Origin of the sequence: Streptomyces tardus, assembly GCF_018101125.2 — a bacterium.
GTDB classification, from domain to species: Bacteria; Actinomycetota; Actinomycetes; order Streptomycetales; family Streptomycetaceae; genus Streptomyces; species Streptomyces tardus.
In genome coordinates this window covers 895519-921161 of the sequence record NZ_JAELVF020000001.1, presented here as the reverse complement: position 1 = coordinate 921161, position 25643 = coordinate 895519, and the positions used below count along the sequence as shown (strand labels likewise).

Genomic DNA, 25643 nt, shown 5'->3' with positions numbered 1-25643 from the left:
GCGCTGTGCGTGGAAGCTCAGGACCTGCTGGCAGCAGCACCGCGCTGTGCGGCGGCGACGGCTGTGTGCTGTGTGTCGACGGCTGGGTGTGCTGTGGGCTGTTGGCCCACCCGGCGGGGTGTGTTACGTCGGGTCCAGGCCCTTGCCGCGGAACCAGCCGAGCGGGTCGATCGCCGAGCCGCCTCCGGGGCGCACCTCGAAGTGCAGGTGCGGACCGGTGGAATTGCCGGAGCTGCCCGCGTAGCCGATCGTGTCGCCCGCCTTGACCGGGCCGCTGCGGATCTTGCTGCTGCTGAGGTGGCAGTACCAGAGCTCGGTACCGTCGGCAGTGGTCAGTATGATCATGTTGCCGTACGAGATGTCGTACTTGGTCGAGATCATCCCGTCGGCCGAGGCCTTCACCGGTGTCCCGTAGCTGACCGGGAAGTCGATACCGGTGTGCAGCGAGAGCCAGTTGACGCCGGCCTGGCCGTAGTACGCGCTCAACCCCGGCTGGGTCACGGGCAGGGCGAACTTGGGACGCTCGGCCTCCTTGCGGGCGGCCTCCGCCTCCTTGCGCTTGCGCTCGGCCTCCTGGCGTTCCTTGAGGTCGAGCCGCTCCTGGGTACGACTGGCACGTCCGGCGAAATCGCCCGCGTCGGCGCGTACCCCATCGAGCTGGATGTCCAACTTGCTGTTGGCGTCGGACGGTTTGACCGATGCCGGGTCCGGCGCGGCCTGCTCGCCCTTGTCCTTGCTCTCGTCGCCGAGATTGCCCACCGACGCGGCGGCGATACCGGCCACACCCATCACGGCCACGGACGGCACGGCAACGGTCAGCAGCGCGGAACGCCTGGGCTTCGCGGCCCGTCGGCGGCCCCGACTGACGGGGCCCGCGGGGACGGACGGAGAGGCGCCCGGGGAGATGTCCGGAACACCGAAGTCGCCCGCGTCGTCGTCGCGCCGCGAGTCCTGGCCGAGTTCGGGGCCGTCGAAGGGGGCGCCGTCGTCGTGGGCGCGGAGCTCGTGGAGCGGAATGTCCCCGAGGGTGTCCGAGTCGACGGATCCGTTCCGGGCGTTCCCGGCCGGCTCGGTCTCGGTGCCCTGCGGGTGGCCGTTCCCGTGCGAGTGGTCCGTGAGGTGCGGAAGGCCGGAGGTGTGCGGCTGCTCGGCAGCCAACTGCTCGGCCTGCGCTGCCTGTTCGACGGAGCCGGCTGCGGCGAGCGTGGAGACCTGCCAGCCGCCGGTGTCCCATTCGCCGGTGCCGCTGGTGGTGGAGCCGGCGGAACCGGCGTCGGCGAGGTCGGCCGGGTGGTGACCGGTGACCGGCGTGCCGGGGCCGTAGTCGCCGAGGTCCCAACTGCCGGATTCGTACTGCCCGATACCGAACTGACCCGTGTCGTACTGACCCGTGTCGTACTGGCCGGCGGTGTCGTGCTGGCCCGTGTCGTACAGCCCGCTTCCGAACTGGCCGGTGTCGTGGAGTCCGGTCCCGTACTGGCCGACGGTGTCGTACTGGCCGGTGTCGTACTGACCGGCCGTGTCGTGCTGGCCCGTGTCGAACTGGCCGACGGTGTCGAACTGGCCCGTGTCGTACTGACCGGTGTCGTACTGGCCGGGGGCAACGTCGGGGTGGCCCGTGGTGTGCAGCGAGCCCGGGGCGAAGGTGCCGGTGTCGTAGGCGCCCGTGTCGTAGGCGTGGCCGGCGACGTACGGACCCCAACCCTGCGCGTCGCCCGGCATCTGCGGGTGACCGCCGTGGTTCCAGTGCCCGTTGCCGGCGTCCGCCGTCCATTCCGGGCCGGCCTGAGCGGGGATGTCGAGAGGCGAGTACGTTTCGCTGCCCCACTGTGCGCCGGCCTGGCCGGTGTCGTGACCGGCTGCGCCCATGGGGTCGTTGGCGTGGGCGCCGTTGTCGGCGGACGCGTAACCGGTGTGCTCGTACAGACCACCGGCGTAGGCGCCGGTGTCGTACGCGCCGGTGTCGTACCCGCCGGCCTGGTGGGCTCCGCTTCCGTGAGCGCCGGTGGTGTCGTGGACTCCCGTGCCGTGGAGGCCGGTGTCGCTGCCGTACGCCGTCGTCGGGTGGGCCCCGGTGTCGTAAGGGGAATACGCGGCGTGGGCCCCGGTGTCGTACATGGCGGCGCCGGTGTCGTACGCCCCGGTGCCGTACATCGCGGCGGGCTGCTGTTCCTGGCCCGGCATCGTGCCGAAGAGGGGGTCGTCGCCGTAGGCAGGGTCGAAATGCCCGGTGTCCGTGCCGTAGTGCTGCTCCGGTGGTGCGGCATAGCCGGTGGTCTCGTCGTACGACGTGTAGCCCGGGTACCCCGCGAACGAGGTGCCGTGAGGGCTGTCGTGTGAGCCGTAAGGCCCCGACGGGGAAGGGACGTTCACCACCAACTTCTCTTTCACCTCGGAGACAAGTGGGCTGGCGGAGCAGTGCGGCGACTGTACCCGGCGGTATGCGGGGACGACAATCTTCCCTGTGTTTTGTCCTCGCCCAACCCGGGCAGAAGGCCGCCTTTCGGCGGACTACGGACCGGTAGTTGACGCACTGTTCGACAACTGTTCGTCATTCGGCGCGGGTTGGGGCCGAACCGCAGGACCGAGGGGGTCCGTGGCGGTCGGGCGAAACGTGCCGCAGGTCAGGCGGCGCCTCCGGCTGCACTGCGGCGGGCGGCGCTTTCGGCCACGGGCAGCTTCGGGGGCGATTCGCCGGACCGGGCCGCGGGCGCGTCGAGATTCTCCGCCTCGCCGCCGGGCGCAGTGTCCGCCGTGACCAACTCCTCACGGACACGGGCGATGACGGCCCAGTGCGCGGGCAGGGCAAGGTGTCCGATTCCCTGCACCGGCACCTCTCGCACCCGCAGGTCCGCACGCTCGAGGCGGGCGGTCTCCGGGGGCGACATCACCGGATCGAGATCGCTGTGAAGGCTGACGAAACGGGTGCGGCACTCCGGAACCGGCTCCGCCAGCTCCGCCATCACCCGTGAGCCCGGTCGAATCTGCCGCACGATCGGGTGAAGCGAGAGAAGCGGCGCGGCGGACGTGCCCAGATGCGGAGTCCCGAGCGTCACCACGGTGTGCACCCGGGAGTCGCCGCCCAGCCGCTGCACGCAGTACCGGGCGACCAGCCCGCCCAGGCTGTGGCAGACCAGATCCACCTCTCGATGGCCGGTCCGCTCGCAGACGTCCTCGACCACATCGGCGAGCAGCCGGGCGGTGGTCGGCACATCACCCGCGAACGGGGAGTAGTTGAAGCCCGTCACGACCGGCCAGTCGTGACGGCGGAGCGAGCGGCGCATCAGCGCAAAGACGCTCCGGTTGTCGATGAAGCCGTGCACCAGCACCACCGGGCGCCGCCCGGGAAAGCGATCCGCCCTCGTCTCTACCGGGGCGTCGGCCGCCATGCCGCTCGGATAGAGAACGAGGTGACCGGCGAGCGCGGTCGCCTCCAGCACGGTGGTACCCAACGTGCTGAGCAGATCGCTCGCCAACCTCGGCATCGGAACCCGCACGGCAACCCCCGTCACGCCCCACCGCCCGGCCCTGTCCCCGGATCGGCGACTGCGGACCCTCGGTCACACGGTCCGCGAGCGCGGCAGTGGTGCAACTGGACGACCTGGACGACACTGTGCCGACCTGGAACGCAGGCGGATGAGGTCCGCCGAACATTCCCACCCTGAATGTCCCCGTTCGGCGCTGTGGCGAAACTGACGGGTAGGCGGCCACGGAGGGTTAGCTGTCCTTCGGGCTGCGCGTCGAGACGGAGCCGAGAAGGCCCGGCGAACCCAGCGGTCCGGGCGGAGATGAGGCGGCGATGACTGTGTCGGGTCCGATTCGAGTGGTGGTGGCCAAACCCGGCCTGGACGGACACGACCGGGGAGCGAAGGTCATCGCCCGCGCGCTGCGGGACGCGGGCATGGAGGTCGTCTACACAGGGCTGCACCAGACGCCCGAGCAGATCGTGGACACCGCGATCCAGGAGGACGCCCACGCGATCGGGCTCTCCATCCTCTCCGGTGCCCACAACACCCTCTTCGCCGGTGTGCTGGAACTGCTGCGGGAGCGAGAGGCCGCGGACATCAAGGTTTTCGGTGGCGGCATCATCCCGGAGGAGGACATCGCCCCGCTCCGGGAGCTCGGTGTCGCGGCGATCTTCACGCCCGGCGCCCCGACCGGTGAGGTCGTGGATTGGGTACGCGCCCATGTACGGCCCGTGGTCGCCTGACTCTCGGCGCACCGCTCCGGGCTCCCGCGCGCCGCCGTGCGGTCAGCCCGCCCGGCGCCTCCCGCAGCCCGACCCGACCCGATCCACGTGCTGCGGGCCCGCCGGCTCGTACGTGCCGCCCGCGTCCGCTCGCCCCCGCCGGCCGGGGCCCGCCCGGCGGGCCGCGAAACGCTCGCGGCCCGCACTGGCGGCCGTCAGCCCGCCGGCGACGGCCCGGGAAGCTCCAGCTCCTCCCGCATGGTGGCACGTATCCGCAGCGTCAGGACCAGCCGGTCGAACGCGTCCGACCAGTACGCCGCGGCGCCGGGACGGGCGCCGTCTTCGGCTTCGCTCCCGCCCCGGCGGGTCGCCAGCGGTACGAACTGCTCGGCCAGAGCGGGGTCGAGTGAACGCTCGGCCAGACCGAGCACGCCGCTGAAGCTCCACGGGTAGCTGCCGGCCTCGCGGGCGATCTCCAGCGCGTCCATCACGGCCTTGGCCAGCTCGACGGGCCACGGCACCGAGCAGGTGCCCAGCACCCGGAAGGCATCGGCGAGACCGTGCGCCGCGACGAAGCCGGCGGCCCACCGCGCGCGGTCCTGCTGCGGCAGCACCGCGAGCAGCCGCGCGGGGTCGCCCGGAATCTCGCCGCCGGGACGCACCGGAAGGCCGAGCAGCGCCTCGGCCCATGCCGTGTCGCGCTGGCGCACCGCTGCCCAGGCCCAGGCCGCGTGGAGCTCGTCCCGCCAGTCGTCGGCGACCGGCAGTGCCAGGATCTCCGCCGGGCTCCGGCCGCCCAGGTGCGCCGTCCACCGCGAGAGCGGTGCCGACTCCACTGTCTGGACCAGCCACCAGGAGCGCTTGCCCCGTCCCTTGGGCGGCGTCGCCACCACGCCGTCCCGCACCATCGCGGCGTCGCACTCCTGCGGCGGATCCACGGCCACGCGGGCTGCCGCTCCGTCCGCTGCTGCCCCGCCTGCCGCAGCCCCGTCCGCCGGAGAACCTGCCGGGCCGAGGCTCACGCAGCCGCTCGCGCGCTCCCACATGCGGCGGGCCAGCGCCGACTCCGGCAGGGTCGCCAGCAGCTCGGCCGCGGTGGCCCTCACGTTCTTGCTGCGGTCGCCGAGCGCCCGGTCGAGGAAGGGCTCGTCCGCGGGGGACAGCCCGCGCCGCAGGGAGTCGAGGAACATCAGGCGGTCCTCGGCCCGCTCCGAGGACCACGTGGTCAGCAGCAGCTCGCGCCCCGCCGCCGGATCGCGCCGCCGCACCGCGGTCAGCAGCGAAACCCGCTCGGCGAACAGTCCCTCCTCCCAGAGCTGCCGCACGCTCTGCTCGTCTGCCGCCGGCTCCGGGCAGGCCGCCTCCTCGGTCGGCTCCCGGCCGTCCGGCAGCGCCCGCGGGTCGCGGGGGAGGGCGCCGCCGCGCAGCGCGAACCGCCAGTCCGGGTTGAGCCGGGCCAGCCAGGGGGCGCGCGGACCCGCGAAGGTCAGCACTTCGCTGCGCAGGTCGGTGCGGGCCCGGGCGGCGTCCAGCAGCTGCGGCAGCAGCGCCGAAGGGGCCCCGAAACCCTGCGAGTTGGCGATCGCGAGCCACTCCGGCAGCAGCTCGCCCAGGTCCGGGCCCTGTCGGTTCGCGCCGTGCGAGCCGGCGCCGGACGCCGCCCGGTACCCGCCCCGCGAGGAGCGGGAGAGGAACTGGCCCAGCCGGCGCACGGCGGCCGGCGGCAGCTTGCCGCGCGGATCGTGCGGGGCGGGCTCGGGCCGCGGGCCGGCCTGCGCCGGTCGCAGCCCGGCGCGCTGCCGGACGGTCGCGACTGCCGCGAGGTCGAGGAGCGCAGTCGCCGAACCGCCGGGCGGGGGACGGCGCTCCTCGCCGAGCAGAGCCGCCGTCACCAGCTCCTCCCAGGCAACCTCGGGAGGTGCGCCGGCGTCTGTCTGCTTGCCTGTCGTCACAGCGTGATCGCCTCTCCGTCGGACCAGACCGTCTGCGGGAGGAACCCGCCGTGGCCGCACTCGCCGAACACGGTGATCGGTGTGCCGCCCGATATCGCCGCGAGCTGCCAACGGGCGCTCTCGGAAGGGAAGCTGAGCGGTACGGCCGTGTCGCTCGCACTGTCGGCGAGGCGCCAGCCGTCCTCGGCGCCCTCCCGGGGCGGCAGCGGCACGACGTCGTGCAGCACCGCGGGCCACGCCTCGATCCAGGGGTCGCTGCGCAGAGCATCGCCGTATCGCGCCAACGCCGCCTCCACTCCCACTCCTTCGGGCGCGGACGCCGGAACCGGAGCGCTGCGCCCCTCCCCGAGCACCGCCCGCAACGGGCTGCCGCCCGGGTAGTACGCCAAAGAGGCCTCGAACACGGTGCCCACCGGCAGCACCAGCTCCGGCGCCTGCCCGGCCGCGCCGAACGAGAGCACCAGAGCGAACCGCCCCGAGCCTCTCTCCATGAGCCAGACGCGGCGCACGGTCAAGCGCCCCTCCTGACTGTCGCGCTGACCGAGCACCAGCCAGTCGCCGGCCAGCCGGGCGCTGTCGTCGGCCAGCAGCGTGGCGGCGTCGGTGCTGAGCCCCACCTGGGCGCGCACGGTGGCCGCCAGCTCCTCCGGCAGCTCCTCCCGGCGCAAGTAACCCTGGGTCAGCAGGCGCAGCAGCGCGCAGTCCGCGAGCAGCCTGCCCGGCCAGCCCGGGCCCGACCCGGGTATCGAGGCCAACTCCCGCACCCGGGTGGCGAGCCCGGGGGCCTGGGCGTCGACCATGCGGGCTGCCGTCTCGTCCCACTCGGCATAGCCGAGCTGCTCGGCGCCGGCGAGGCCGGTGCGCAGAAGGTCGGTCAGCCGCTGCTCCAACTCCTCGGCGCCCGCGGTGATGCGCTGCGCCCGCCGCTCCGCTCTGCGACGCGCCGCCTCCGGGTCGGCAGGAGCCTCCCCGGCCGGTCGGGCCGTCTTGGACTCCGCGCGCTCACGCCGGCCGCTGAGCCACTTCTCGGCCCAGTCCGGCACGCTCTCCGGCCCCGCGCCGTCCGCGACCACCGGGTCCTTCTCCGCCCAGAGCAGCAGCAGCGCGAGCGCGTGCTTGCAGGGGAACTTCCGGCTCGGGCAACTGCACTTGTAGCCGGCGCCGACCAGATCGACCACCGTCTGGTACGGCTTGCTGCCGCTGCCCCTGCACAACCCCCACAGCGCCCCCTCGCCCTGCGCCGCCAGGGACCAGGGGCCCGGAGTGGCGAGCTTGCCGCCCGCCTTGCGTGACGCCGCGTCGGGCGCGAGCGCCAGCACCTGTTCCGCTGTCCAGCGGACCTGTTGTCCCGTCATGGATCGAACAGTAGATCCAGCCACTGACAGCGGCGCGCGGGTTCAGCGGCCACCGCCCCGGGCGGCCCTGTGCCCGCGCCAGGCCGTCCGCCGACACCCCGTCGGGTCCGGCCCGGGCGGGCTCCGGTCGGACGGCCACAGGTCCGGCGTTCGAATGTCAGTGGCAGGGTGCAGAGTGTGAACCAGCCGATCACCAGCGGGAATTGGCGCTGCTGAAGGCTGCCGTTCGACGACTGTCGTCGATGGCCCATCGGAACGAGGGGGATGGCGAGTGAGCAAGACGAGCGCGGCGGAGGAGAAGGCGGACTCGAGCTCCGCCGAGCAGGGCGCGCAGGCACTGCGTCCGCACGCCGAGGACGCCTTCGCGGACGAGCTGCGGGCGCTGGCCGCCGCCGACGACAGGCCGCGCCCCGAGCGCTGGAAGATGTCGCCGTGGGCGGTCTCCCTCTACCTCATGGGCGGCACTCTGCCGGACGGTACGGTCATCAGCCCCAAGTACGTGGGCCCGCGCCGCATCATCGAGGTGGCCGTGACGACCCTGGCCACCGACCGCGCGCTGCTGCTGCTCGGAGTGCCGGGCACCGCCAAGACCTGGGTTTCCGAGCACCTGGCCGCAGCCGTCAGCGGCGACTCCACGCTGCTCGTGCAGGGCACCGCGGGCACCGCGGAGGAAGCGGTGCGGTACGGCTGGAACTACGCCCAGCTCCTCACCAACGGCCCCAGCCGCCGGGCGATGGTGCACAGCCCCGTCATGCGGGCGATGTCGGACGGAATGATCGCCCGGGTCGAGGAGTTGACCCGTATTCCTGCCGATGTGCAGGACAGCCTGATCACCATCCTCTCGGAGAAGACGCTCCCGATCCCGGAGCTGGGGGACGAGGTGCAGGCCGTGCGCGGCTTCAACCTCATCGCCACCGCCAACGACCGCGACCGCGGGGTCAACGAGCTCTCCAGCGCGCTGCGCCGGCGCTTCAACACCGTGGTGCTGCCGCTGCCCGCGAGTTCGGAGGCGGAGGTGGAGATCGTCTCCCGCCGGGTCGAGCAGATAGGCCGCTCGCTGGATCTGCCGCCGGCGCCGGAGGGGCTGGAGGAGATCCGCAGGGTGGTCACCGTCTTCCGCGAGCTGCGGGACGGCGCGACCGTCGACGGCCGTACCAAGGTCAAGTCACCTTCCGGCACGCTCTCCACGGCGGAGGCGATCTCGGTGGTGACCGGCGGCCTCGCGCTCTCCGCGCACTTCGGCGACGGCCGGCTGCGCGCCGCGGACGTGGCGGCCGGAATCCTCGGTGCCGTGGTGCGCGACCCGGCCGCGGACTCGGTGATCTGGCAGGAGTACCTGGAGACCGTCGTTCGCGAGCGCGACGGCTGGAAGGACTTCTACCGCGCGTGCCGAGAGGTGAGCGCGTGAGCGACCGTCCGCTGCTGCTCGGGGTCCGGCACCACGGCCCCGGTTCGGCCCGTGCGGTGCGTGCCGCGCTGGTCGCGCACGAGCCGAAGGTCCTGCTGGTGGAGGGGCCTCCGGAGGCGGACGCGGTGGTGCGGCTGGCGGGGGAGAGGACGATGGTCCCGCCGGTCGCGCTCCTCGCGCACGCCGTGGACGAGCCGGGTCGGGCCGCGTTCTGGCCCTTCGCGGCGTTCTCCCCGGAGTGGGTGGCGATCAGCTGGGCGATGGAGCGGGGCGTGGAGGTCCGTTTCGTGGACCTGCCCGCGGCTCATTCGCTGGCCCTGCCCCGACAGCCCGGGGCGGAGCCGGAGTTGAAGCCGGAGGCGGAGCACGACGACCGTGCCGCCGGCGCCGGTCCGCAGCCCGGGCAGGCGGTGGGCGATCCCGACGGAGAGGAGGGCGAGGAGTCCTCCTGCGACGGCGGGGGCGAGTCCGACCTGCGGGTCGATCCGCTCGCCGTGCTGGCGCGCACCGCCGGTTACGACGACCCCGAGCGCTGGTGGGAGGACGTCGTCGAGCACCGGGGCGCCGCCGACCGGCGGCACTCGGACGCCGAGCAGGACGTCCGGGAGCAGACACTCGCCCCCTTCACCGCGCTGGAGGAGGCGATGGCCGCGCTGCGCGAGACCCACGACGACGGCGGCCACCGCAGGGACCTGGTGCGTGAGGCCCATATGCGGCTGCGGCTGCGGGAGGCGCGCAGGGAGTTCGGTGACGACGCCGTCGCCGTCGTCTGCGGGGCCTGGCACGTGCCGGCGCTGCGGGAGAAGCACGCGGTCGCCGCCGACCGGGGGCTGCTCAAGGGCCTGCCGAAGCTCAAGGTGGACGTCACCTGGGTGCCCTGGACGCATCGCCGGCTGGCCAGACACAGCGGTTACGGCGCGGGCATCACCTCGCCCGGTTGGTACGGCCATCTCTTCGAGACCGTCGACCGTCCGCTGGTGCGCTGGATGACCAGGGTCGCCGAGCTGCTGCGGGCCGAGGACCACCCGGTCTCCTCGGCGCACGTCATCGAGTCCGTCCGTCTCGCCGAGAGTCTCGCCGCGCTGCGCGGTCGTCCGCTCGCGGGGCTGGCCGAGACTTTGGAATCGGTGCGGGCCGTGATGTGCGAGGGCTCGGAGGTGCCTCTCGCGCTCATCGAGGACCGTTTGATCGTCGGTGACGCGCTGGGCGAGGTGCCGGACGAGGCACCCGCGGTTCCGCTCCAGCGCGACCTCACCAGGCTCCAGCGTTCACTGCGTCTGAAGCCGGAGGCCGCCGAGCGCGCCCTGGACCTCGATCTGCGCAAGGAGACCGACGCCGCCCGCAGCCTGATGCTGCACCGGTTGTCCCTCCTCGGTATCGCCTGGGGCACGCTCGACACCCACCGCAGCCGCAACACCGGTACGTTCCGCGAGAGTTGGCGGCTCTCCTGGGAGCCCGAGCTGTCGGTGCGCACCGCCGAGGCGGGTATCTGGGGCACCACGCTGGCCACCGCGGCGGGTGTCAAGGCGGTCACCAGGGCGAGCGAGGCGCAGGAGCTCGGAGAGGTGACGCTCTGGGCCGAGCGCTGTCTGCTCGCCGGGCTCGACGAGGCGCTGCCGCAGGTGATGCGGGAGCTGGCCGACCGCGCCGCCCTCGACTCGGACGTGGGCCGGCTCGCCAAAGCCCTTCCGGCGCTGGTGCGTTCGGTCCGGTACGGAGATGTGCGCGGCACGGACTCGGCCATGCTGCGGCGGGTCGCCGAAGGGTTGGCCGAGCGGATATGCGTGGGGCTTCCTCCCGCCTGCTCGGGGCTCGACGCCGACGGCGCGGCAGCGCTGCGCGAGCAACTCGACGCCGTCCAGCACTCCATCGCGATGCTCGCCGACGAGGGCCTGACCAGTCGCTGGCGTGCGGTGCTGCGCTCGCTCTCGGCCCGGGAGAGCGTCGCTCCGCTGCTGCGCGGCCGTTGCGCCCGGCTCCTGCTGGACGAGGGCGAGTTGGAGGCGGACGACGCGGAGCGGCTGCTGCGCCTGGCGCTGTCCACCGGCGCCGAGCCGGCGGACGCGGCGGGCTGGGTGGAGGGTTTCCTGTCCGGCGGCGGAATGCTTCTGCTGCACGACGAGCGACTGCTCGCCCTGATCGACGGTTGGCTGGCGAGCGTGTCGCCGACCGCGTTCGAGGACGTGCTGCCGCTGTTGCGGCGGACGTTCTCCGCTTTCGAGCCGGGCGTCCGGAGCAATCTGGGCCAGATCGTGCGCCGCGGCACGGGGGGCCGCGGCGCATCCGCCGACGATACGGCGTACCCCGGATTCGGCCCCGAGCCGGACGCCGGCCGGTCGGCAGCGGTGCTGCCGACACTGCGGCACCTGCTGGGCGGCTCCCTCGCCGTGGGCGGGTCGACCCCCGCCGCAGCAACGCCAGTCCAAGACCCAGTGGGGGCGTCCCGATGACCGACACCAGCACCGAGATCAACGCGGACACCGAGATCAACACCGACGCCGAGACCGCTGCCGCTGCCGAAGACACCGACACCGACACCGACACCGTCGCGTCGCCCCCGCCCACGGCGGAGGAGCGGGAGGAGCGGCTGCGCCGCTGGCGCCTGGTCCTCGGCGACCCGGCCGACGAGGGCACCGGGTTCCAACTCGCCGACCGAGATGTGGAGATGGACCGCACCCTGGCCGCCGTCTACGACGAGCCGCGTTCCGCGGGGCTCGGCGGCAGCGCCCCCCGGGTGGCCCGCTGGCTCGGCGACATCAGGACGTACTTCCCCAGCTCCGTGGTGCGGGTGATGCAGCGGGACGCCATCCAGCGGCTGGGCCTCACCTCGCTCCTCGCGGAGCCCGAGATGCTGGAGGCGGTGGAGGCGGACGTCCATCTGGTCGGCACTCTTCTCTCGCTGGGCCGGGCCATCCCGGAGTCCAGCAAGGAGACGGCAAGAGCCGTGGTGCGCAAGGTCGTCGAGCAGCTGGAGAAGCAGCTCGCCAGCCGTACCCGGACGACGCTCAACGGCGCGCTCGACCGCTCCGCGCGGATCCAGCGCCCGCGCCACCAGGACATCGACTGGGACCGCACCATCCGCGCCAACCTCAAGAACTACCTGCCCGAGTACGGCACCGTGGTTCCGGAGCGGCTGATCGGCTACGGCCGGGCGTCCCGTTCGGTGAAGAAGGACGTCATCCTCTGCATCGACCAGTCCGGTTCGATGGCCGCCTCGGTCGTCTACGCCTCGGTGTTCGGCGCGGTGTTGGCCTCCATGCGGTCGATCAGCACCCGGCTGGTGGTCTTCGACACGAAGGTCGCCGACCTCACGGACGCGCTCGACGACCCGGTCGACGTGCTGTTCGGCACCCAGCTCGGCGGCGGTACGGACATCAACGGCGCGCTGGCGTACTGCCAGAGCAGGATCAGCCGGCCGAACGAGACCGTGGTGGTGCTGATCAGCGACCTCTACGAGGGCGGCATCAGGCACGAGATGCTGCGGCGGGTCGCGGCGATGAAGAGCGCCGGCGTCCAGTTCGTCACGCTGCTCGCGCTGTCCGACGAGGGAGCGCCCGCGTACGACCGCGAGCACGCCGCCGCGCTCGCCGAGCTGGGGGCGCCCGCCTTCGCCTGTACGCCGGACCACTTTCCGGAGGTGATGGCGGCGGCGATCGAGCGTCGGCCGCTGCCGATACCCGCGGCGAACTGACCCTTCGCAGCTGCGAGTTCACCCGGCGGCGCGCTGTTGCCGCCGGGCGCGCGGCACGATCCGGTGCGCGGCTCTGTGACGGGACTCACCGTGTGCGGGCGAGCTGAGATTTATGTCCACCTCATGCACCGGGCTACCCTGCGAGACGGACATGCCGCGTCGACGCTGTCGCGGCCACGCGGCACGCCCACGCTCTCAACGACCGCGACAACTGATTAAGGGACGGACGCGCGTGGACCTGTTCGAGTACCAGGCGAGGGACCTCTTCGCCAAGCATGACGTACCGGTGCTGGCCGGTGAAGTCATCGACACGCCCGAGGCGGCGCGCGAGGTGACTGAGCGGCTTGGCGGTCGCGCGGTCGTCAAGGCGCAGGTGAAGGTCGGTGGCCGCGGCAAGGCCGGCGGCGTGAAGCTGGCCGCCGACCCGGCCGACGCCGTGGAGAAGGCCGGCGCGATTCTGGGCATGGACATCAAGGGCCACACGGTCCACAAGGTGATGCTCGCCCAGACCGCGGACATCGCGGAGGAGTACTACGTCTCCTTCCTGCTGGACCGCACCAACCGCACCTTCCTGGCGATGGCGTCCGTCGAAGGCGGTGTCGACATCGAAGAGGTGGCCGCCACCAAGCCCGAGGCGCTCGCCAGGATCGCCGTGGACGCGATCGACGGCGTCACCGAGGAGAAGGCCCGCGAGATCGTCGAGGCCGCTGCCTTCCCGGCGGAGGTCAAGGACCAGATCGTCGCCGCCCTGCAGAAGCTGTGGGACGTCTTCATCAAGGAGGACGCTCTCCTGGTCGAGGTGAACCCGCTGGTCAAGACCGGCGAGGGCCGGATCATCGCGCTGGACGGCAAGGTGTCGCTGGACGCCAACGCGGAGTTCCGCCAGGCCGACCACGCCGCGCTCGAGGACAAGGCCGCGGCCAACCCGCTCGAGGCCGCCGCCAAGGCCAAGGGCCTGAACTACGTCAAGCTCGAGGGCGAGGTCGGCATCATCGGAAACGGTGCCGGTCTGGTCATGTCGACCCTGGACGTCGTCGCGTACGCCGGTGAGAAGCACGCGGGCGTCAAGCCGGCGAACTTCCTCGACATCGGCGGCGGTGCCTCTGCCGAGGTCATGGCCAACGGACTGGAGATCATCCTGGGCGACCCGGAGGTCAAGTCCGTCTTCGTGAACGTCTTCGGCGGCATCACCGCGTGCGACGCGGTCGCCAACGGCATCGTGCAGGCCCTGGAGCTTCTCAAGTCCAAGGGCGAGGACGTCAGCAAGCCGCTGGTCGTCCGTCTGGACGGCAACAACGCCGAGCTCGGTCGCAAGATCCTGACCGACGCCAACCACCCGCTGGTTGAGCAGGTCGACACCATGGACGGCGCCGCTGACCGCGCCGCCGAGCTTGCTGCCAAGTAATTCCAGACGAGGACCCAAGAGGACAGACGAGGAACCGACACAAAAATGGCTATTTTCCTCACCAAGGAAAGCAAGGTCATCGTCCAGGGGATGACCGGCTCCGAGGGCCAGAAGCACACCAAGCGCATGCTGGCTTCCGGCACCAACATCGTCGGCGGTGTGAACCCCCGCAAGGCCGGTCAGACCGTTGACTTCGACGGCACCGAGGTACCGGTGTTCGGCGGCGTCAAGGAGGCCGTCGAGGCCACCGGCGCCGACGTGACCGTGATCTTCGTTCCGGAGAAGTTCACCAAGAGCGCGGTCATCGAGGCGATCGACGCCGAGATCCCGCTCGCCGTCGTCATCACCGAGGGCATCGCGGTGCACGACTCCGCCGCCTTCTGGGCGTACGCCGGCAAGAAGGGCAACAAGACCCGCATCGTCGGTCCGAACTGCCCGGGCCTGATCACCCCCGGTCAGTCCAACGCCGGCATCATCCCGGCCGACATCACCAAGCCCGGCCGCATCGGGCTGGTCTCGAAGTCCGGCACGCTGACGTACCAGATGATGTACGAGCTGCGCGACATCGGCTTCTCCACCTGTGTCGGCATCGGCGGTGACCCGATCATCGGCACCACCCACATCGACGCGCTGGAGGCCTTCGAGGCCGACCCGGAGACCGACCTGATCGTAATGATCGGCGAGATCGGCGGCGACGCCGAGGAGCGTGCGGCCGACTTCGTGAAGGCCAACGTCACCAAGCCGGTCGTCGGCTACGTCGCGGGCTTCACCGCGCCGGAGGGCAAGACCATGGGCCACGCCGGCGCCATCGTCTCCGGCTCCTCGGGCACCGCCCAGGCGAAGAAGGAGGCCCTGGAGGCCGCCGGAGTCAAGGTCGGAAAGACGCCTTCGGAGACCGCCCGCCTCGCGCGCGAGATCCTCGGCGGCTGAATCCCGCGCTGATCGTGCGTCCGTTCGTTCCGAGCGGGTGCCGGTGCGCGCGGCAGTGACACCACGCGACGACGGCCCGCCCTTCGAGGGGCGGGCCGTCGTCGCGTTTCGGGTGCGCCGCGGCGCGCGTCCGGTCCGTCGTCGGAACGTCGCGGTCACGCAACCGCCCCGGTCAGCGGGCGAGTTGGGCAACCGCGGCCGGCAGCCCGGTGGGGAGCAGATCACCGCTCTCGCCGGTCGCGATGGTGAACGAGGTGGTCAGCACCAGCACCGCGGTCAGCCCGGCGGCGGCCAGGGTGCCGCGGCGGGTGACGTGCTCGCTGGCCGTCCGTACCGCAGGGGTCCGAACCGGCCCGACCCGGTGCACGGCCGCCGCCCGGCGCAGCAGTTCGCCCAGGGCCGCGCCGCGCAGCTCGGAACCGAGGTCGTCGCAGTCCGGCCCGGCGCCGCCTCCGTCGCCCGGACTGCCGGCGTCCGCGACCTCGCGCACCAGTACGGCCACCGCCTCCCGCCCGTGCCGCAGCCTGCCGAGCGTGGCGCCGGTACTCGCCTCCGTCTCCGCCGCGGTCTCGGCCAGGCTCAGCCCGATCCCGTCGTGCAGCAGTACGGTCCGGCGGTAGTTGCGCGGCAGGCCCCAGAACGCCTCGAGCACGGCGCGATGATCGGGAGCGCCGTCGTACGGGTCCGGCCCGCTGTGGCCCGGCCAGAAGCGCAGCCACGGCGAGAGTGCGTACTCGTGGGTCGCGGCCCTCGTCCAACCTGCCGGGTCGGGATCCCTGGCGACTTCGGGCCACCGTTCCCAGGCGCTGTGGAAGGCGCGTTCGACCGCCCAGCGGGCCACCTCGCGGTTGCCGGTGAGGAGGAACGCCTGCCGGGTGAGGGCGGGGGAGTGGGTGACGTGCAGCAGATCGAACGCCGTCGCCGCCGGGTCGGAGCTGCCGGCCGCGGGGGTCTCGGGCTCCACCGGTGCGGCTTCCATGTCCTGCGGGCCCGCTTCGGCGGGCTCGACGCGCGCGGTCCGGGACGCGACGGGCAGCTCGGTCCGGGACGCGGCGGACTCGGCCGGCATCGCGACCGCCGCGTCCCGGTCGGACACGTCCTTCGGGGTGACGGCCACCGCGGCGCCGGCCTTTCCGTCGCTGCCGCTCCGGCCCCCGGAGCTCGGGCTGCCGTCCGTCGGGCCCCCGTCGTTCGGGCCCCCGCTGCTCGTGCCCTCGTCGTTCGGGGTCCTGCCGCTCGGGCCGGGGCCCTTCGGGTCGGAGTCCGAGCGGCGCGCCCACCGGGGGGTTCCCGCGCCGACGAGGCGGTCCGGGTCGGGCGCGCTCGTCCGCGGCCCCTCGAAGCCGGCGGGCGATCCGGCCGTGTTCGCGGCGCGCTTGCCCGCGCTCGGGTCCAGCCCGGCCCGCTGCTTCGCGTGCTGTTTCGCCTGCTTCCGGGCCTGCTTCTTCGCCTTGCGTGCCTTGGCCGGTCGGTCCGCACGTGTGGACTGCCGCCTGTCCGCCGGTGTGGGCGGTTCCGTGCGGTCGTCGAGCGTCATGCCTGCCCCTCGCCGTCGCGTGCATCGACGACCGCCGGGTGCGGTCGTCGGTTTGTCGGGCGCTTACCGCCCATCCGAATAAAGTGCATATCGGAATATTCAACGACACAGCGAGTAATTGCCCGCTACCAGGGCGAAACGGGTGTTGTTGGCAGCATGTCGATGTGAGCCAAACGATGCAACGCCACCTCAGAACGCTGGGTCGGCTGCGGCCCGTGACCTGGTGGGCGGAGGGCGTACTCGCCGCCGCCCTCGGAGTGGCGGCACTCGCCATGCTGGTGCTGATGCTGTGGATCAGCTCTCCCCACGCCCACGGCGGGCCCGACGACGCCCTTCGGGTGGCGGCCGGACTCTGGCTGCTCGCCCACGGCGTCGAACTCGTCCGCCCGGAGACCCTCGCCGGCGGCGCCGCCCCGCTCGGTCTCACCCCGCTGCTGCTCACCGCGCTGCCCGCGGTGCTGCTCTACCGCTGCGTACGGGCGTTGGAGGGTCCGGGGCCGCGGATCGTGGCCTGGGCGGGCGCCGGATACCTGATGGTTGCCGCCCTCGCGACCTGGTACACCCAGGGGGGTCCGTTCCGGGCCCAGCCGGGGAGCGCCGCCGTGTGCGTACCGCTGCTGACGCTGCTGTGCGTGGGCGCAGGCGTGTGGGCCGGGCGCGGGTGGCCGGCCCCGCCGTCCGGCCTGCTGCCCGGATGGCTGCCGTGGCAACGGTTGTTCACCGCGCTGCGGGCCGCGGTGCTGGCCTCCGCGGCGCTGGTCGCGGGCGGCGCGGTGCTGGCCGCGGGGCAGCTGGTCCTGCACTGGAGCGCCGCGACCGAGGCGGGTGCCCAGCTCGCGGGCTCCTGGTCGGGGCGTACGGCGGTGGCGCTGCTCTGTCTGCTGCTCGCGCCCAACGCGGCGGTCTGGGGCATCGCGTACGCGCTCGGGCCGGGCTTCGCCGCAGGGGTCGGGCACGGTGTGGCGCCGCTGGCCACCGCAGCCCCCGCGCAGTTGCCGAACTTCCCGCTGCTGGCGGCACTCCCCGCGCAGAACGCGGGCGTGACCTGGGCGCTTCTCGGCGCCGGCGCGATCCCGCTGGTCGCCGGAGCGGTCGCCGGGCTGTCGGTGGGACGCGGCTCCTCGCCGGTGCGCGGCAGTCGCCACGGCGCCGACGGGGCGCTCGGTACGGCCGGTGCGGTGCTGCTGGTGGGCGTCGGCTGCGGACTCGGCGTCGCGGCGCTCGCCGCGCTGGCCGGAGGCCCGCTGGGCACCGGTCTGCTCGCCGACTTCGGGCCGACCTGGTGGGCGGTGGGCGCTGCCGCCCTCGGCTGGGTCTGCCTCGGCGCGCTCCCGACGGCGTACGCGGTCCGCTGGTGGCGCATCCGCGAGCCGCATCCGCTGCTCGCCCTGGCCCTCGCCCGCCGCCGGGCCGTCGCCGCACTGGTCGGTCTCGTTCCGCGACGTACGCCGCGCCCGGACGGCCTCGCCGTCAACAGGGCCGGGGAGAACGGGAGTACGGAGGACGGCGCCAATACGGCGGTCGCCGCCCCGGCCGGTACGGGCACGGGCGGGACGCCGGGTGTGCAGCGCCCGACGGGCGCGGGTGCGGAGCAGCCCGACGCCGGGGACGCGACGCCCGCGTGGTGGCGCCGCTTCGGGCGTACACGCCGGAAATCGTCCGGCGAGTGGCACGCGACCCGCAGCCGGCGCACCCGCTGGGCAGCGCTGAAGGACGGGTCCGGCGGCCTGATGCCCGACCTCGGGAGCGCTGCGGGAGCGGCTCAACCCGCCGACGGTGCACGGGAATCGACGGCACCGGAACCCGCAGGATCGACGGAACCCGCAGGATCGACGGAACCCGCAGCGTCGACGGGACCCGCAGCGTCGACGGAGCCGGGGGAGTCGGATGCGAGGGCGGCTCCGCGATCCGCCGGGCCGTCGGGGGTCTCCGCGTCGCCGCTCGAACCGGTGCCGCCGGCCGTGCCCCTCGTACCGCCCGCGCCCCTGCCGCCCGTACCGGAGCCGGTGCCGGTACGTCCCGTTCCGCCGCCGGAGCCGCCGCTCACACGCCAGTCGCCCTGAACGGCGGCTCGCAGCCGCCCGGTTCACCCGCACACAGCGGTGCGTGACCACTGCGCGCAACGGCTGCTCACGCTCGACGGGCGGGTTGTCCGAGGTCTCGGCGACGGGCCGTTCGCCGTGCGACGGGACGGGTGTCCGGGATCGCGCGGAAGGGCTGTTCACCACACCGGCGGCAGGTCGCCCGGCAGATTGCCCGCCGTCGCCCGGGACGACCGTCCGGCGTCGAGTGGGACGGCCGCCCCGGCGCCGCGCTCACCGCTGCGGGCAGGGAAAGTGCGCCGTCCGGCCTCGGTCGAGGCCGGACGGCGCACTTTCCCTGCCCGCAGCGGTGAGCGCGGCGCCGGGGCGGCCGTCCCACGCGCACATTGACAGCGAATCAGCTGATTCGGACTCAACGTGGCATGGATCCGATAAGCACATTGATATGACAAGCGGACAACAGCTCATCGTTCACTCATAAGGCGGAAGAGCGACACGGAGCACCCTGGATCACCACATGCCTTCCTTTACCTGTCATTACGATTCATTTACCTCCCCTTGGGGGTAGTTGAATGCACACAAACCGTGATGAACTACCGCGACGGAAACGAGATCGATGTCCGCCTGCGCACGCGTTCCCACCCTCGGCGCCCTCCGGGCCGAGCGGGCCACGCGCACGTAGGCCAGGACGAGTTGGGCGAGCCCGGCGACGACGGTGATCGCGCAGGTGGCGCGCCAGCCGTACTGCTGGATGAGTTCGGCGGTGACCACGGTGAGGCCGGCGGCGGGCCCGCTGACCTGGAGCGGCGCTCCGCCGAACCGGCCCGCGACGATCCCGCCGACGGCGGCGGCCACCAGACCGGCCTGGAGCGGAGCTCCGGTCGCCAGGGCGATGCCCAGCGAGAGCGGGAGCGCGATCAGGAAGACGGAGACGGACGCGGCGCGGGAGGCGGCTCGGCCGATCTCTCCGCGTCCGTCTCCGTCTTCCTGATCGCGCTCCCGCTCTCGCTGGGCATCGCCCTGGCGACCGGAGCTCCGCTCCAGGCCGGTCTGGTGGCCGCCGCCGTCGGCGGGATCGTCGCGGGCCGGTTCGGCGGAGCGCCGCTCCAGGTCAGCGGGCCCGCCGGCACCACCGCCCCGCAGCCGTGGGGAGGAGTCGGCGCTCAGTCGGCCTCGCCGAGGATGGAGCGGAGCTGCGTCGGCAGGTGCTCGTCGCAGGCCTGACGGGTCGGGGTGGTCAGGGCGTTGTCGACGCAGACGTAGTAGTCCTTGTAGACCACCTGGACCGTGAAGGCGCTCATCACGAAGAGCAGCCCGATCGAGCCGACGACGATGCCCACGATCGCGGTGGCGAGCTGCGGGCGGCGTCCCGCGCCGCCGTGGGGGCCCGCCGGGTTCCGGTCGCCGTGGCCGAACCGGGTGTCGCCGCGGGCGTCGCCCGCTCCGCCCTCGGCGTTCTTGCGGGACTGGGCGCCCGGCGCGCCGCGCAGCGAACTGATGCCCCAGTACAGCGCGAGGGCGCCGAGGAGCAGGGCGACCGGCGGGATGTTGAAGAGGGCGAAGAAGACCGACCACATGCTGGAGATCAGTGCGTAGCGCGCGTGGCGCTGGGCCGGGTCCCGGGGGTCCCAGCGCAGCCGGCTGCCGTTGCGGTCGCCGCGCCCCCCGTCGTCGCCGCTGCCGCGGCTGCTGCCGAAGACGCCGTTCCCGCGTCCGGGCTGCCGGGAACTCCACTGGCTTCCCCACTTGGTGCGGCCGGAGTCCTCGCGCTGCTCGTCGCCGCCCCTCCCAGAGGGGCCCCGGCCCCAGGGGTCCCTCCCCGAGGTGTCCTGGCCGGAGGAGTCCTGGCCGGAGCCGTCGCGGCCCGATTCGTCGCGCCCCTCGCCGTTGCCTCCGTGGCCCTGCTGCCTGGGCTGCCACGGTTGGTCGGGGCGGTCCGTGGGCGGCGGCGCCCAGGGGTTGTCCTCCTGGGCGGCCTGACCTTGGGCGCGGCGTCGGTCCGTCATGTGGTGTGTGTCTTCCCCTTCGAGTGTCCCGCGACCGCCGAGACCGCCGGAGCGGCAAAGGGCGCGCAACGGCAGCGATCGGGCCACGGAGCTGTACGCCAGACGCTACCCGTTGCGTCGGCGTACCCGTCCCATGGGGGCTGCAGCTGTTCCCGGTATCGTTGCCGGTGATCGGCGGCTTCGTAGGGTCAACCGGATAGACGCACCCGCTTTGTTCGTTCGATCGCACAGTTAATGTTCCAGCTGCCGGAAAGAGCCTTAGTCGTGGCTGCTTACGTGCCCTCAGCGGGCCCCGCCCGGCTCGTCGTCCTCCTCTCCGGCTCCGGTACGAACCTCCAGGCGCTGCTCGACGCGATCGAGCGGGTCGGGGAGGAGTCGTACGGAGCGCGGATCGTCGCGGTGGGTGCCGACCGGGACGGCGTCGCCGGCCTGGAGCGGGCGCGTCGGGCCGGGCTGCCGACGTTCGTCTGCCGAGTGAAGGACCATACGGACCGGGCCGGTTGGGATGCGGCGCTGGCGGAGGCGACCGCCGCGCACGCACCCGATCTGGTGGTCTCCGCCGGTTTCATGAAGATCGTGGGCAGCGAGTTCCTGGCCCGTTTCGGCGGGCGGCTGGTGAACACCCACCCCGCGCTGCTGCCCAGTTTTCCCGGGGCCCACGGGGTGCGCGACGCGCTCGCCTACGGCGTGAAGGCCACCGGGTGCACCGTCCACTTCGTCGACGACGGCGTCGACACCGGCCCGATCATCGCCCAGGGCGTGGTCGAGGTCAGGGATGAGGACGACGAGTCCGCGCTGCACGAGCGGATCAAGGAAGTCGAGCGTCGCCTGCTCGTCGATGTCGTGGGTCGCCTCGCCCGCGACGGCTATCGCATTGAGGGACGAAAGGTACGGGTTCCGGCATGAGTGCCGAAGCGACACAGCGGCCGATCCGCCGCGCGCTGATCAGCGTCTACGACAAGACGGGTCTGGAGGAGCTGGCGCGTGGGCTGCACGCGTCCGGCGTCCGGCTCGTCTCCACCGGTTCGACGGCGGGCAGAATCGCCGACGCCGGTGTGCCGGTGACGAAGGTGGAGGAGCTGACCGGTTTCCCCGAGTGCCTGGACGGCCGGGTCAAGACGCTCCATCCGCGGGTGCACGCGGGGATCCTGGCCGACCTGCGCCTGGAGAGCCACCGCGCTCAGCTCGCCGAGCTGGAGGTGGAGCCGTTCGATCTAGTCGTGGTGAACCTCTACCCCTTCAGCGACACGGTCGCCTCCGGCGCCGGCCCCGACGAGTGCGTCGAGCAGATCGACATCGGCGGCCCGTCGATGGTCCGCGCGGCGGCCAAGAACCACCCCTCGGTCGCGGTCGTGGTCAACCCGCAGCGGTACGCGGACGTGCTGGCGGCGGCAGAGGGCGGTGGATTCGCGCTCGGCGAGCGCAAGCGGCTGGCGGCCGAGGCCTTCCAGCACACGGCGGCGTACGACGTGGCGGTGGCGAAGTGGTTCGCCGAGCCGTCGGTCGGCTACGCGGCCGACTCCGCCGGCGAGGACTCCGGCTTCCCGGACTTCCACGGGCACACCTACACCCGCGCCGGAGTGCTCCGCTACGGCGAGAACCCCCACCAGGGCGCCGCGCTGTACACCGACGGAACCGGTGGTCTCGCCGAGGCGGAGCAGCTGCACGGCAAGGAGATGTCCTTCAACAACTACACGGACACCGACGCCGCGCGCCGTGCCGCCCACGACCACGACGAGCCGTGCGTGGCCATCATCAAGCACGCCAACCCCTGCGGTATCGCGGTCGGTTCGGACGTGGCGGAGGCGCACCGCAAGGCGCACGCCTGCGACCCGCTCTCCGCCTTCGGCGGTGTGATCGCGGTCAACCGCCCGGTCACCACCGAGCTGGCCGAGCAGATCGCGGAGATCTTCACCGAGGTCGTCGTGGCCCCCGACTACGAGCCCGGCGCGGTCGAAATCCTGGCGCGCAAGAAGAACATCCGGGTGCTGCGCTGCCCCGAAGGCTCCGCCGACAGGCCGGAGTTCAAGCCGATCGACGGCGGCGCGCTGCTCCAGGTCCGGGACCGCCTCCAGGCGGCGGGCGACGACCCGGCGAGCTGGACGCTGGCCGCGGGCGAGGCGCTCCCGGTCGGGGAGCTGGCCGAGCTCGCCTTCGCCTGGCGCGCCTGCCGCGCCGTGAAATCCAACGCGATCCTGCTGGCCAGGGGCCTGGCCACGGTCGGCGTGGGCATGGGCCAGGTCAACCGGGTCGATTCCGCACGGCTCGCTGTCCAGCGTGCCGGCGAGGAGCGTACGGCCGGTGCCTACGCCGCGTCCGACGCGTTCTTCCCGTTCCCGGACGGGCTGGAGGTGCTGACCGCCGCGGGCGTCAGGGCCGTGGTGCAGCCCGGCGGTTCGGTCCGCGACGAGCAGGTGATCGAGGCCGCCGAGGCGGCCGGAGTGACGATGTACCTGACGGGGACGCGGCACTTCTTCCACTGAGGCGCTGCCGGGGCGCCCCCGGTGCGGGCCCGCCCGCTGGGGTGCGCCGGCTCGGGAGTGCCCCGGTGACTGTGGCTCTGGGTGCGGCACGGTGAAGTGACGCGTGCGGGACCGCCGTTGGCCGGCCTGCGCCCCGACTCCGGCTTCCGTGCGAGGAGTTGGGACGCAGCCGCCGGCCCGGAAACCGGCGCCGCGTCCCGACTCCGCCGTCACTGCGGGGCGTTGCGGCCCTTCTCGTACGGGTCGGCGCAGGTGACCTGCCAGCGGTGGGAGGCGAACGTCTGTTCGCCCTCGAGGTTTCTGCGGGTGCCGATCCTGATGCATCCCTCCTCCGCGCCGTACTCCTGCTCACCGAAGTAGAAGACGTCGACGTACTGCTCGCCCTGGTCGGTGTCCTTGCCGTTGTTGAAGACCGACGCCACCTTTGTGTCGGGGTGCCAGCCGCACTTGACCTCGCCCCGGTACCAGTCCCTGTCGTCGCCCCACCAGGCGCACATGTCGCCCTTGCCGTGCGGCTCGGTGAAGAAGCAGACGTTTCCCTCCAGGCAGCGTTGGTAGCCCTGGGGCTCGGAGCTCCCGGAGCGCTCGTAGACCAGTGCGGCCCCGGTCCCCGCCGTGACGGCCGTGGCGACGGTCGCGGTGAGCGCGGCCAGCTGGGCCCGGCGGCTGCGCGGCAGGCGGACCCGGCGTCCGGGTCGCCTCCCGCGACCGCCTCCCAACTCCGCTGCCCGCGCGGCGAGTTGGGAGGCGTCGTACCGTGCGCGCTCCTGGTGCGTACGGGCCAGACAGTGGCCGATCAGCGCCGCCCAGCCGTCCGGCAGCAGCGGGGACAGGCGCAGCTCCTCCTCGCCGCGCGCATAGCGGGCCGCCGCCTCCCGGCGGGCGCTCGCGGTGCCGCCCGGCATCGGGTACGTGCCGCTGAGCACGACGTGGCAGAGCACGCCGTACGCCCAGATGTCGGCGGTCGGCCTGATCTGCTGGCCGCGCGCGCTGAACTCCGACCAGAGCAGTTCGGGCGGGCTGTAGTCCGGTGTGGAGAACGCCGGCGAGTAGGCGTGGCTGCCCTCCATCTCGGCGGCGAGGTTGAAGTCGGACAGGCGTACGCCGCCGTCGTCCATCAGCAGGACGTTGCTGGGTTTGATGTCCCCGTGCACCCAGCCTTCCCGGTGCAGTTGGGCCATGCCCTCGCAGACCTCGGCCAGCAGCCGGGCCGCGCCGGGCGGCGCCGGGCCCCCGGCGTCGTCGAGCACGTCCCTCAGCGAACGGGACGCCAACTCCAGTACGAGCACGGCCGATCCGTCCAGCTCGGGATGGTGCGGATCGTCGACGGTCAGGGTCTCGTACATCCGGATCAGCCGTACGTGCCGGACCCTGCTCAGCAACTCGACCTCGCGCGCCACCAGTTCACGCAGATGACGCAGTTGTCGGGGCGTACTGGTGCCGGTCGGCAGGATCTTGAGCGCGGCCCGCGCCGGGTACTCGGCATCGCCGACCCCGGGGCCGCCGCCGGACGCACCCCCCTCTGCCGAGCGCTCGCCCGTCGGCGCCCCGGCCGTTGCGTCTGCGCCCCTCGGATCACCGCCCGTCGCGTCCCCGGTGCGGTGTGCGGCGTAGACGCTGCCGAACGCTCCTTCCGCCACGGGCGCGTCGACGACCCATCTGCCGATGCGGTAACCGGCAGGCACACAGGAGGTGTTCACCCGACCCCCTTGCGGCCGAGCAGCGCCAGATCGTCCTCGCGCACCAGGTCGAAGCGGAGCGCCAGCGAGACCAGGGTCTCCTTCTTGCCGTTCAACCGCCCGCCGCTGTCGACGGATTCGGGCCCGGGTTTGATCCGCAGCTTCACGGCCAGATAGTCGATGTTCCACTGCACGGAGCTGCGGCCCGCCGCAGGCCACACGGTGCCCAGGCGTTCGGCGACCTGTCCGGTGGTCGGCAGCGGAGCGTGCGGTGCGCCCCTCAGCCGCTGTTCGCAGAGTGCGGCGAGCACCAGGAAGTAGCGCTTGCTGCGGTCCAACGGAAAGACAGGAGCGGTGAGTTGGCCGCCGAGCAGCGGAGCCGCGGAGCTGTCGGCGTACTCGTGCCGCGGCGCCCAGACGTCGAGCGTGACGAGCCTGTCGCGGGCGGGCACCACGACGCGCGAGAACTCGAACGGCACCGGCGCCTCGAGACGGCAGGGCGGAATCTTGATGTGCTCCCCGGCACCCTCCGGGTTCTCCACCACGTACGTCTGGTGGCGGCTGAGATTGCTCAGCGACCAGAAGGATCCGGTGGCGGTGATGGTGCCCGCGAGCCGGGAGACGCCCTCGTGGTCGAGAGCCAGCCGACTTCGGTCGACCGGGTGCCCCGGCTCCGGGCCGCACGGTTGTCGGGCCCGGCGGTCGGCTCCGCGGTCGGTGGCTCCGCGGTCGTCGGCTCCGCGGTCGGTGGTGCGGCCCGATCGGCCGTCCCTGCCGGGCCGCGGTGCGGACGGTTCGGATGACGCGGATGACGAGGTGCGTCGTACGGGGCCCGGTTCGCGGCCGAAGTCCAGACGTTGGCCGGGCTCGAGACGGATCTGGTCGCGAGGTTCCGATTCGCCCCCCGGAACCACGATGATGCTGATCATGCTTTCCCCTCCCCCGAGAGTCGCCCCTTGTCGGGGC

Annotated in this window: 18 protein-coding genes and 1 pseudogene; 10 read left to right on the top strand and 9 right to left on the bottom strand. The window is 72.7% G+C overall.

Features of this window, described 5'->3' with window-relative positions:
- Positions 1 to 123 precede the first annotated feature (123 nt).
- The gene (locus JGS22_RS03965) at positions 124 to 2373 is read right to left on the bottom strand and encodes a M23 family metallopeptidase (protein WP_308405502.1); all 2250 of its coding nucleotides are present in this window, start codon (positions 2371 to 2373) and stop codon (positions 124 to 126) included.
- A 251-nt stretch (positions 2374 to 2624) separates the two neighbouring features.
- Complete coding sequence (locus JGS22_RS03960; protein WP_211041332.1) at positions 2625 to 3485, bottom strand: esterase/lipase family protein; 861 nt, start codon at positions 3483 to 3485, stop codon at positions 2625 to 2627.
- 314 nt (positions 3486 to 3799) lie between these two features.
- On the opposite strand from JGS22_RS03960, the gene icmB reads away from it, so the two are divergent.
- Positions 3800 to 4210, top strand: coding sequence for a coenzyme B12-dependent isobutyryl CoA mutase small subunit (gene icmB, locus JGS22_RS03955; RefSeq protein WP_211041329.1), 411 nt, complete (start codon positions 3800 to 3802; stop codon positions 4208 to 4210).
- 194 nt (positions 4211 to 4404) lie between these two features.
- Here the strand turns inward: icmB and JGS22_RS03950 are convergent, their stop codons facing one another.
- Together JGS22_RS03950 and JGS22_RS03945 are read right to left on the bottom strand one after the other, a co-directional pair.
- Positions 4405 to 6141 (bottom strand): DUF5691 domain-containing protein, encoded by a 1737-nt coding sequence (locus JGS22_RS03950; protein WP_211041328.1) that lies wholly within the window; start codon positions 6139 to 6141, stop codon positions 4405 to 4407.
- A complete protein-coding gene (locus tag JGS22_RS03945) occupies positions 6138 to 7496 on the bottom strand; it encodes an SWIM zinc finger family protein (protein ID WP_211041327.1) in 1359 nt (452 codons plus the stop codon). Before JGS22_RS03945 ends, JGS22_RS03950 begins: the two co-directional genes overlap by 4 nt.
- Positions 7497 to 7767: 271 nt before the next feature.
- Between JGS22_RS03945 and JGS22_RS03940 the strand changes: the two genes are divergently transcribed.
- From JGS22_RS03940 to sucD, 5 genes are all read left to right on the top strand, one after another.
- The gene (locus JGS22_RS03940; protein ID WP_211041326.1) at positions 7768 to 8904 is read left to right on the top strand and encodes an ATP-binding protein; all 1137 of its coding nucleotides are present in this window, start codon (positions 7768 to 7770) and stop codon (positions 8902 to 8904) included.
- Positions 8901 to 11354, top strand: a complete 2454-nt coding sequence (locus tag JGS22_RS03935) for a DUF5682 family protein (protein ID WP_308405500.1) — start codon at positions 8901 to 8903, stop codon at positions 11352 to 11354. The genes JGS22_RS03940 and JGS22_RS03935 overlap by 4 nt, the downstream gene beginning before the upstream one ends.
- Positions 11351 to 12595 (top strand): vWA domain-containing protein, encoded by a 1245-nt coding sequence (locus tag JGS22_RS03930; RefSeq protein ID WP_211041325.1) that lies wholly within the window; start codon positions 11351 to 11353, stop codon positions 12593 to 12595. Before JGS22_RS03935 ends, JGS22_RS03930 begins: the two co-directional genes overlap by 4 nt.
- 232 nt (positions 12596 to 12827) lie before the next feature.
- A complete protein-coding gene (sucC, locus tag JGS22_RS03925) occupies positions 12828 to 14000 on the top strand; it encodes an ADP-forming succinate--CoA ligase subunit beta (protein WP_211041324.1) in 1173 nt (390 codons plus the stop codon).
- A 45-nt stretch (positions 14001 to 14045) separates the two neighbouring features.
- Complete coding sequence (sucD, locus tag JGS22_RS03920) at positions 14046 to 14930, top strand: succinate--CoA ligase subunit alpha (protein ID WP_211041323.1); 885 nt, start codon at positions 14046 to 14048, stop codon at positions 14928 to 14930.
- 172 nt (positions 14931 to 15102) lie between these two features.
- Here the strand turns inward: sucD and JGS22_RS03915 are convergent, their stop codons facing one another.
- On the bottom strand, positions 15103 to 16467 hold the full coding sequence (locus tag JGS22_RS03915; RefSeq protein ID WP_211041322.1) for a sigma-70 RNA polymerase sigma factor region 4 domain-containing protein: 1365 nt from the start codon (positions 16465 to 16467) through the stop codon (positions 15103 to 15105).
- A 164-nt stretch (positions 16468 to 16631) separates the two neighbouring features.
- On the opposite strand from JGS22_RS03915, the gene JGS22_RS03910 reads away from it, so the two are divergent.
- The gene (locus JGS22_RS03910) at positions 16632 to 18530 is read left to right on the top strand and encodes a cell division protein PerM (protein ID WP_216814829.1); all 1899 of its coding nucleotides are present in this window, start codon (positions 16632 to 16634) and stop codon (positions 18528 to 18530) included.
- A gap of 516 nt (positions 18531 to 19046) precedes the next feature.
- Here JGS22_RS03910 and JGS22_RS03905 read toward each other — a convergent pair.
- Positions 19047 to 19397 carry a SulP family inorganic anion transporter gene (locus JGS22_RS03905; protein ID WP_505011421.1) on the bottom strand — a complete coding sequence of 117 codons (351 nt, stop codon included), beginning with the start codon at positions 19395 to 19397 and terminating at the stop codon, positions 19047 to 19049.
- A gap of 69 nt (positions 19398 to 19466) precedes the next feature.
- Between JGS22_RS03905 and JGS22_RS03900 the strand changes: the two are divergent.
- Positions 19467 to 19634: pseudogene (locus tag JGS22_RS03900) on the top strand (SulP family inorganic anion transporter); the annotation flags it as partial.
- Between the two features lie 38 nt (positions 19635 to 19672).
- Here the strand turns inward: JGS22_RS03900 and JGS22_RS03895 are convergent.
- Positions 19673 to 20515: a hypothetical protein gene (locus JGS22_RS03895; protein WP_211042469.1), complete on the bottom strand. Its 843-nt coding sequence runs from the start codon at positions 20513 to 20515 to the stop codon at positions 19673 to 19675.
- Positions 20516 to 20779: 264 nt separating this feature from the next.
- Here JGS22_RS03895 and purN point away from each other — a divergent pair, with 264 nt between their 5' ends.
- Positions 20780 to 21421 (top strand): phosphoribosylglycinamide formyltransferase, encoded by a 642-nt coding sequence (gene purN, locus JGS22_RS03890; protein WP_308405499.1) that lies wholly within the window; start codon positions 20780 to 20782, stop codon positions 21419 to 21421.
- Positions 21418 to 22998 (top strand): bifunctional phosphoribosylaminoimidazolecarboxamide formyltransferase/IMP cyclohydrolase, encoded by a 1581-nt coding sequence (gene purH, locus JGS22_RS03885; protein WP_211042467.1) that lies wholly within the window; start codon positions 21418 to 21420, stop codon positions 22996 to 22998. The genes purN and purH overlap by 4 nt, the downstream gene beginning before the upstream one ends.
- A gap of 209 nt (positions 22999 to 23207) precedes the next feature.
- Here purH and JGS22_RS03880 read toward each other — a convergent pair whose 3' ends face one another.
- Positions 23208 to 24698: a protein kinase domain-containing protein gene (locus tag JGS22_RS03880; protein WP_211042466.1), complete on the bottom strand. Its 1491-nt coding sequence runs from the start codon at positions 24696 to 24698 to the stop codon at positions 23208 to 23210.
- Entirely contained in the window at positions 24695 to 25606 is a 912-nt protein-coding gene (locus tag JGS22_RS03875) for an FHA domain-containing protein (protein WP_236073017.1), read from the bottom strand. The genes JGS22_RS03880 and JGS22_RS03875 overlap by 4 nt, the downstream gene beginning before the upstream one ends.
- Between the last annotated feature and the right edge of the window lie 37 nt (positions 25607 to 25643).

Coding starts and splice junctions, on each gene's coding strand:
- JGS22_RS03960 (WP_211041332.1), bottom strand. CDS start 3,485: ATGCCGAGGTTGGCGAGCGATCTGCTCAGCACGTTGGGTACCACCGTG.
- icmB (WP_211041329.1), top strand. CDS start 3,800: ATGACTGTGTCGGGTCCGATTCGAGTGGTGGTGGCCAAACCCGGCCTG.
- JGS22_RS03945 (WP_211041327.1), bottom strand. CDS start 7,496: ATGACGGGACAACAGGTCCGCTGGACAGCGGAACAGGTGCTGGCGCTC.
- JGS22_RS03930 (WP_211041325.1), top strand. CDS start 11,351: ATGACCGACACCAGCACCGAGATCAACGCGGACACCGAGATCAACACC.
- sucD (WP_211041323.1), top strand. CDS start 14,046: ATGGCTATTTTCCTCACCAAGGAAAGCAAGGTCATCGTCCAGGGGATG.
- JGS22_RS03915 (WP_211041322.1), bottom strand. CDS start 16,467: ATGACGCTCGACGACCGCACGGAACCGCCCACACCGGCGGACAGGCGG.
- JGS22_RS03895 (WP_211042469.1), bottom strand. CDS start 20,515: ATGACGGACCGACGCCGCGCCCAAGGTCAGGCCGCCCAGGAGGACAAC.
- purH (WP_211042467.1), top strand. CDS start 21,418: ATGAGTGCCGAAGCGACACAGCGGCCGATCCGCCGCGCGCTGATCAGC.
- JGS22_RS03875 (WP_236073017.1), bottom strand. CDS start 25,606: ATGATCAGCATCATCGTGGTTCCGGGGGGCGAATCGGAACCTCGCGAC.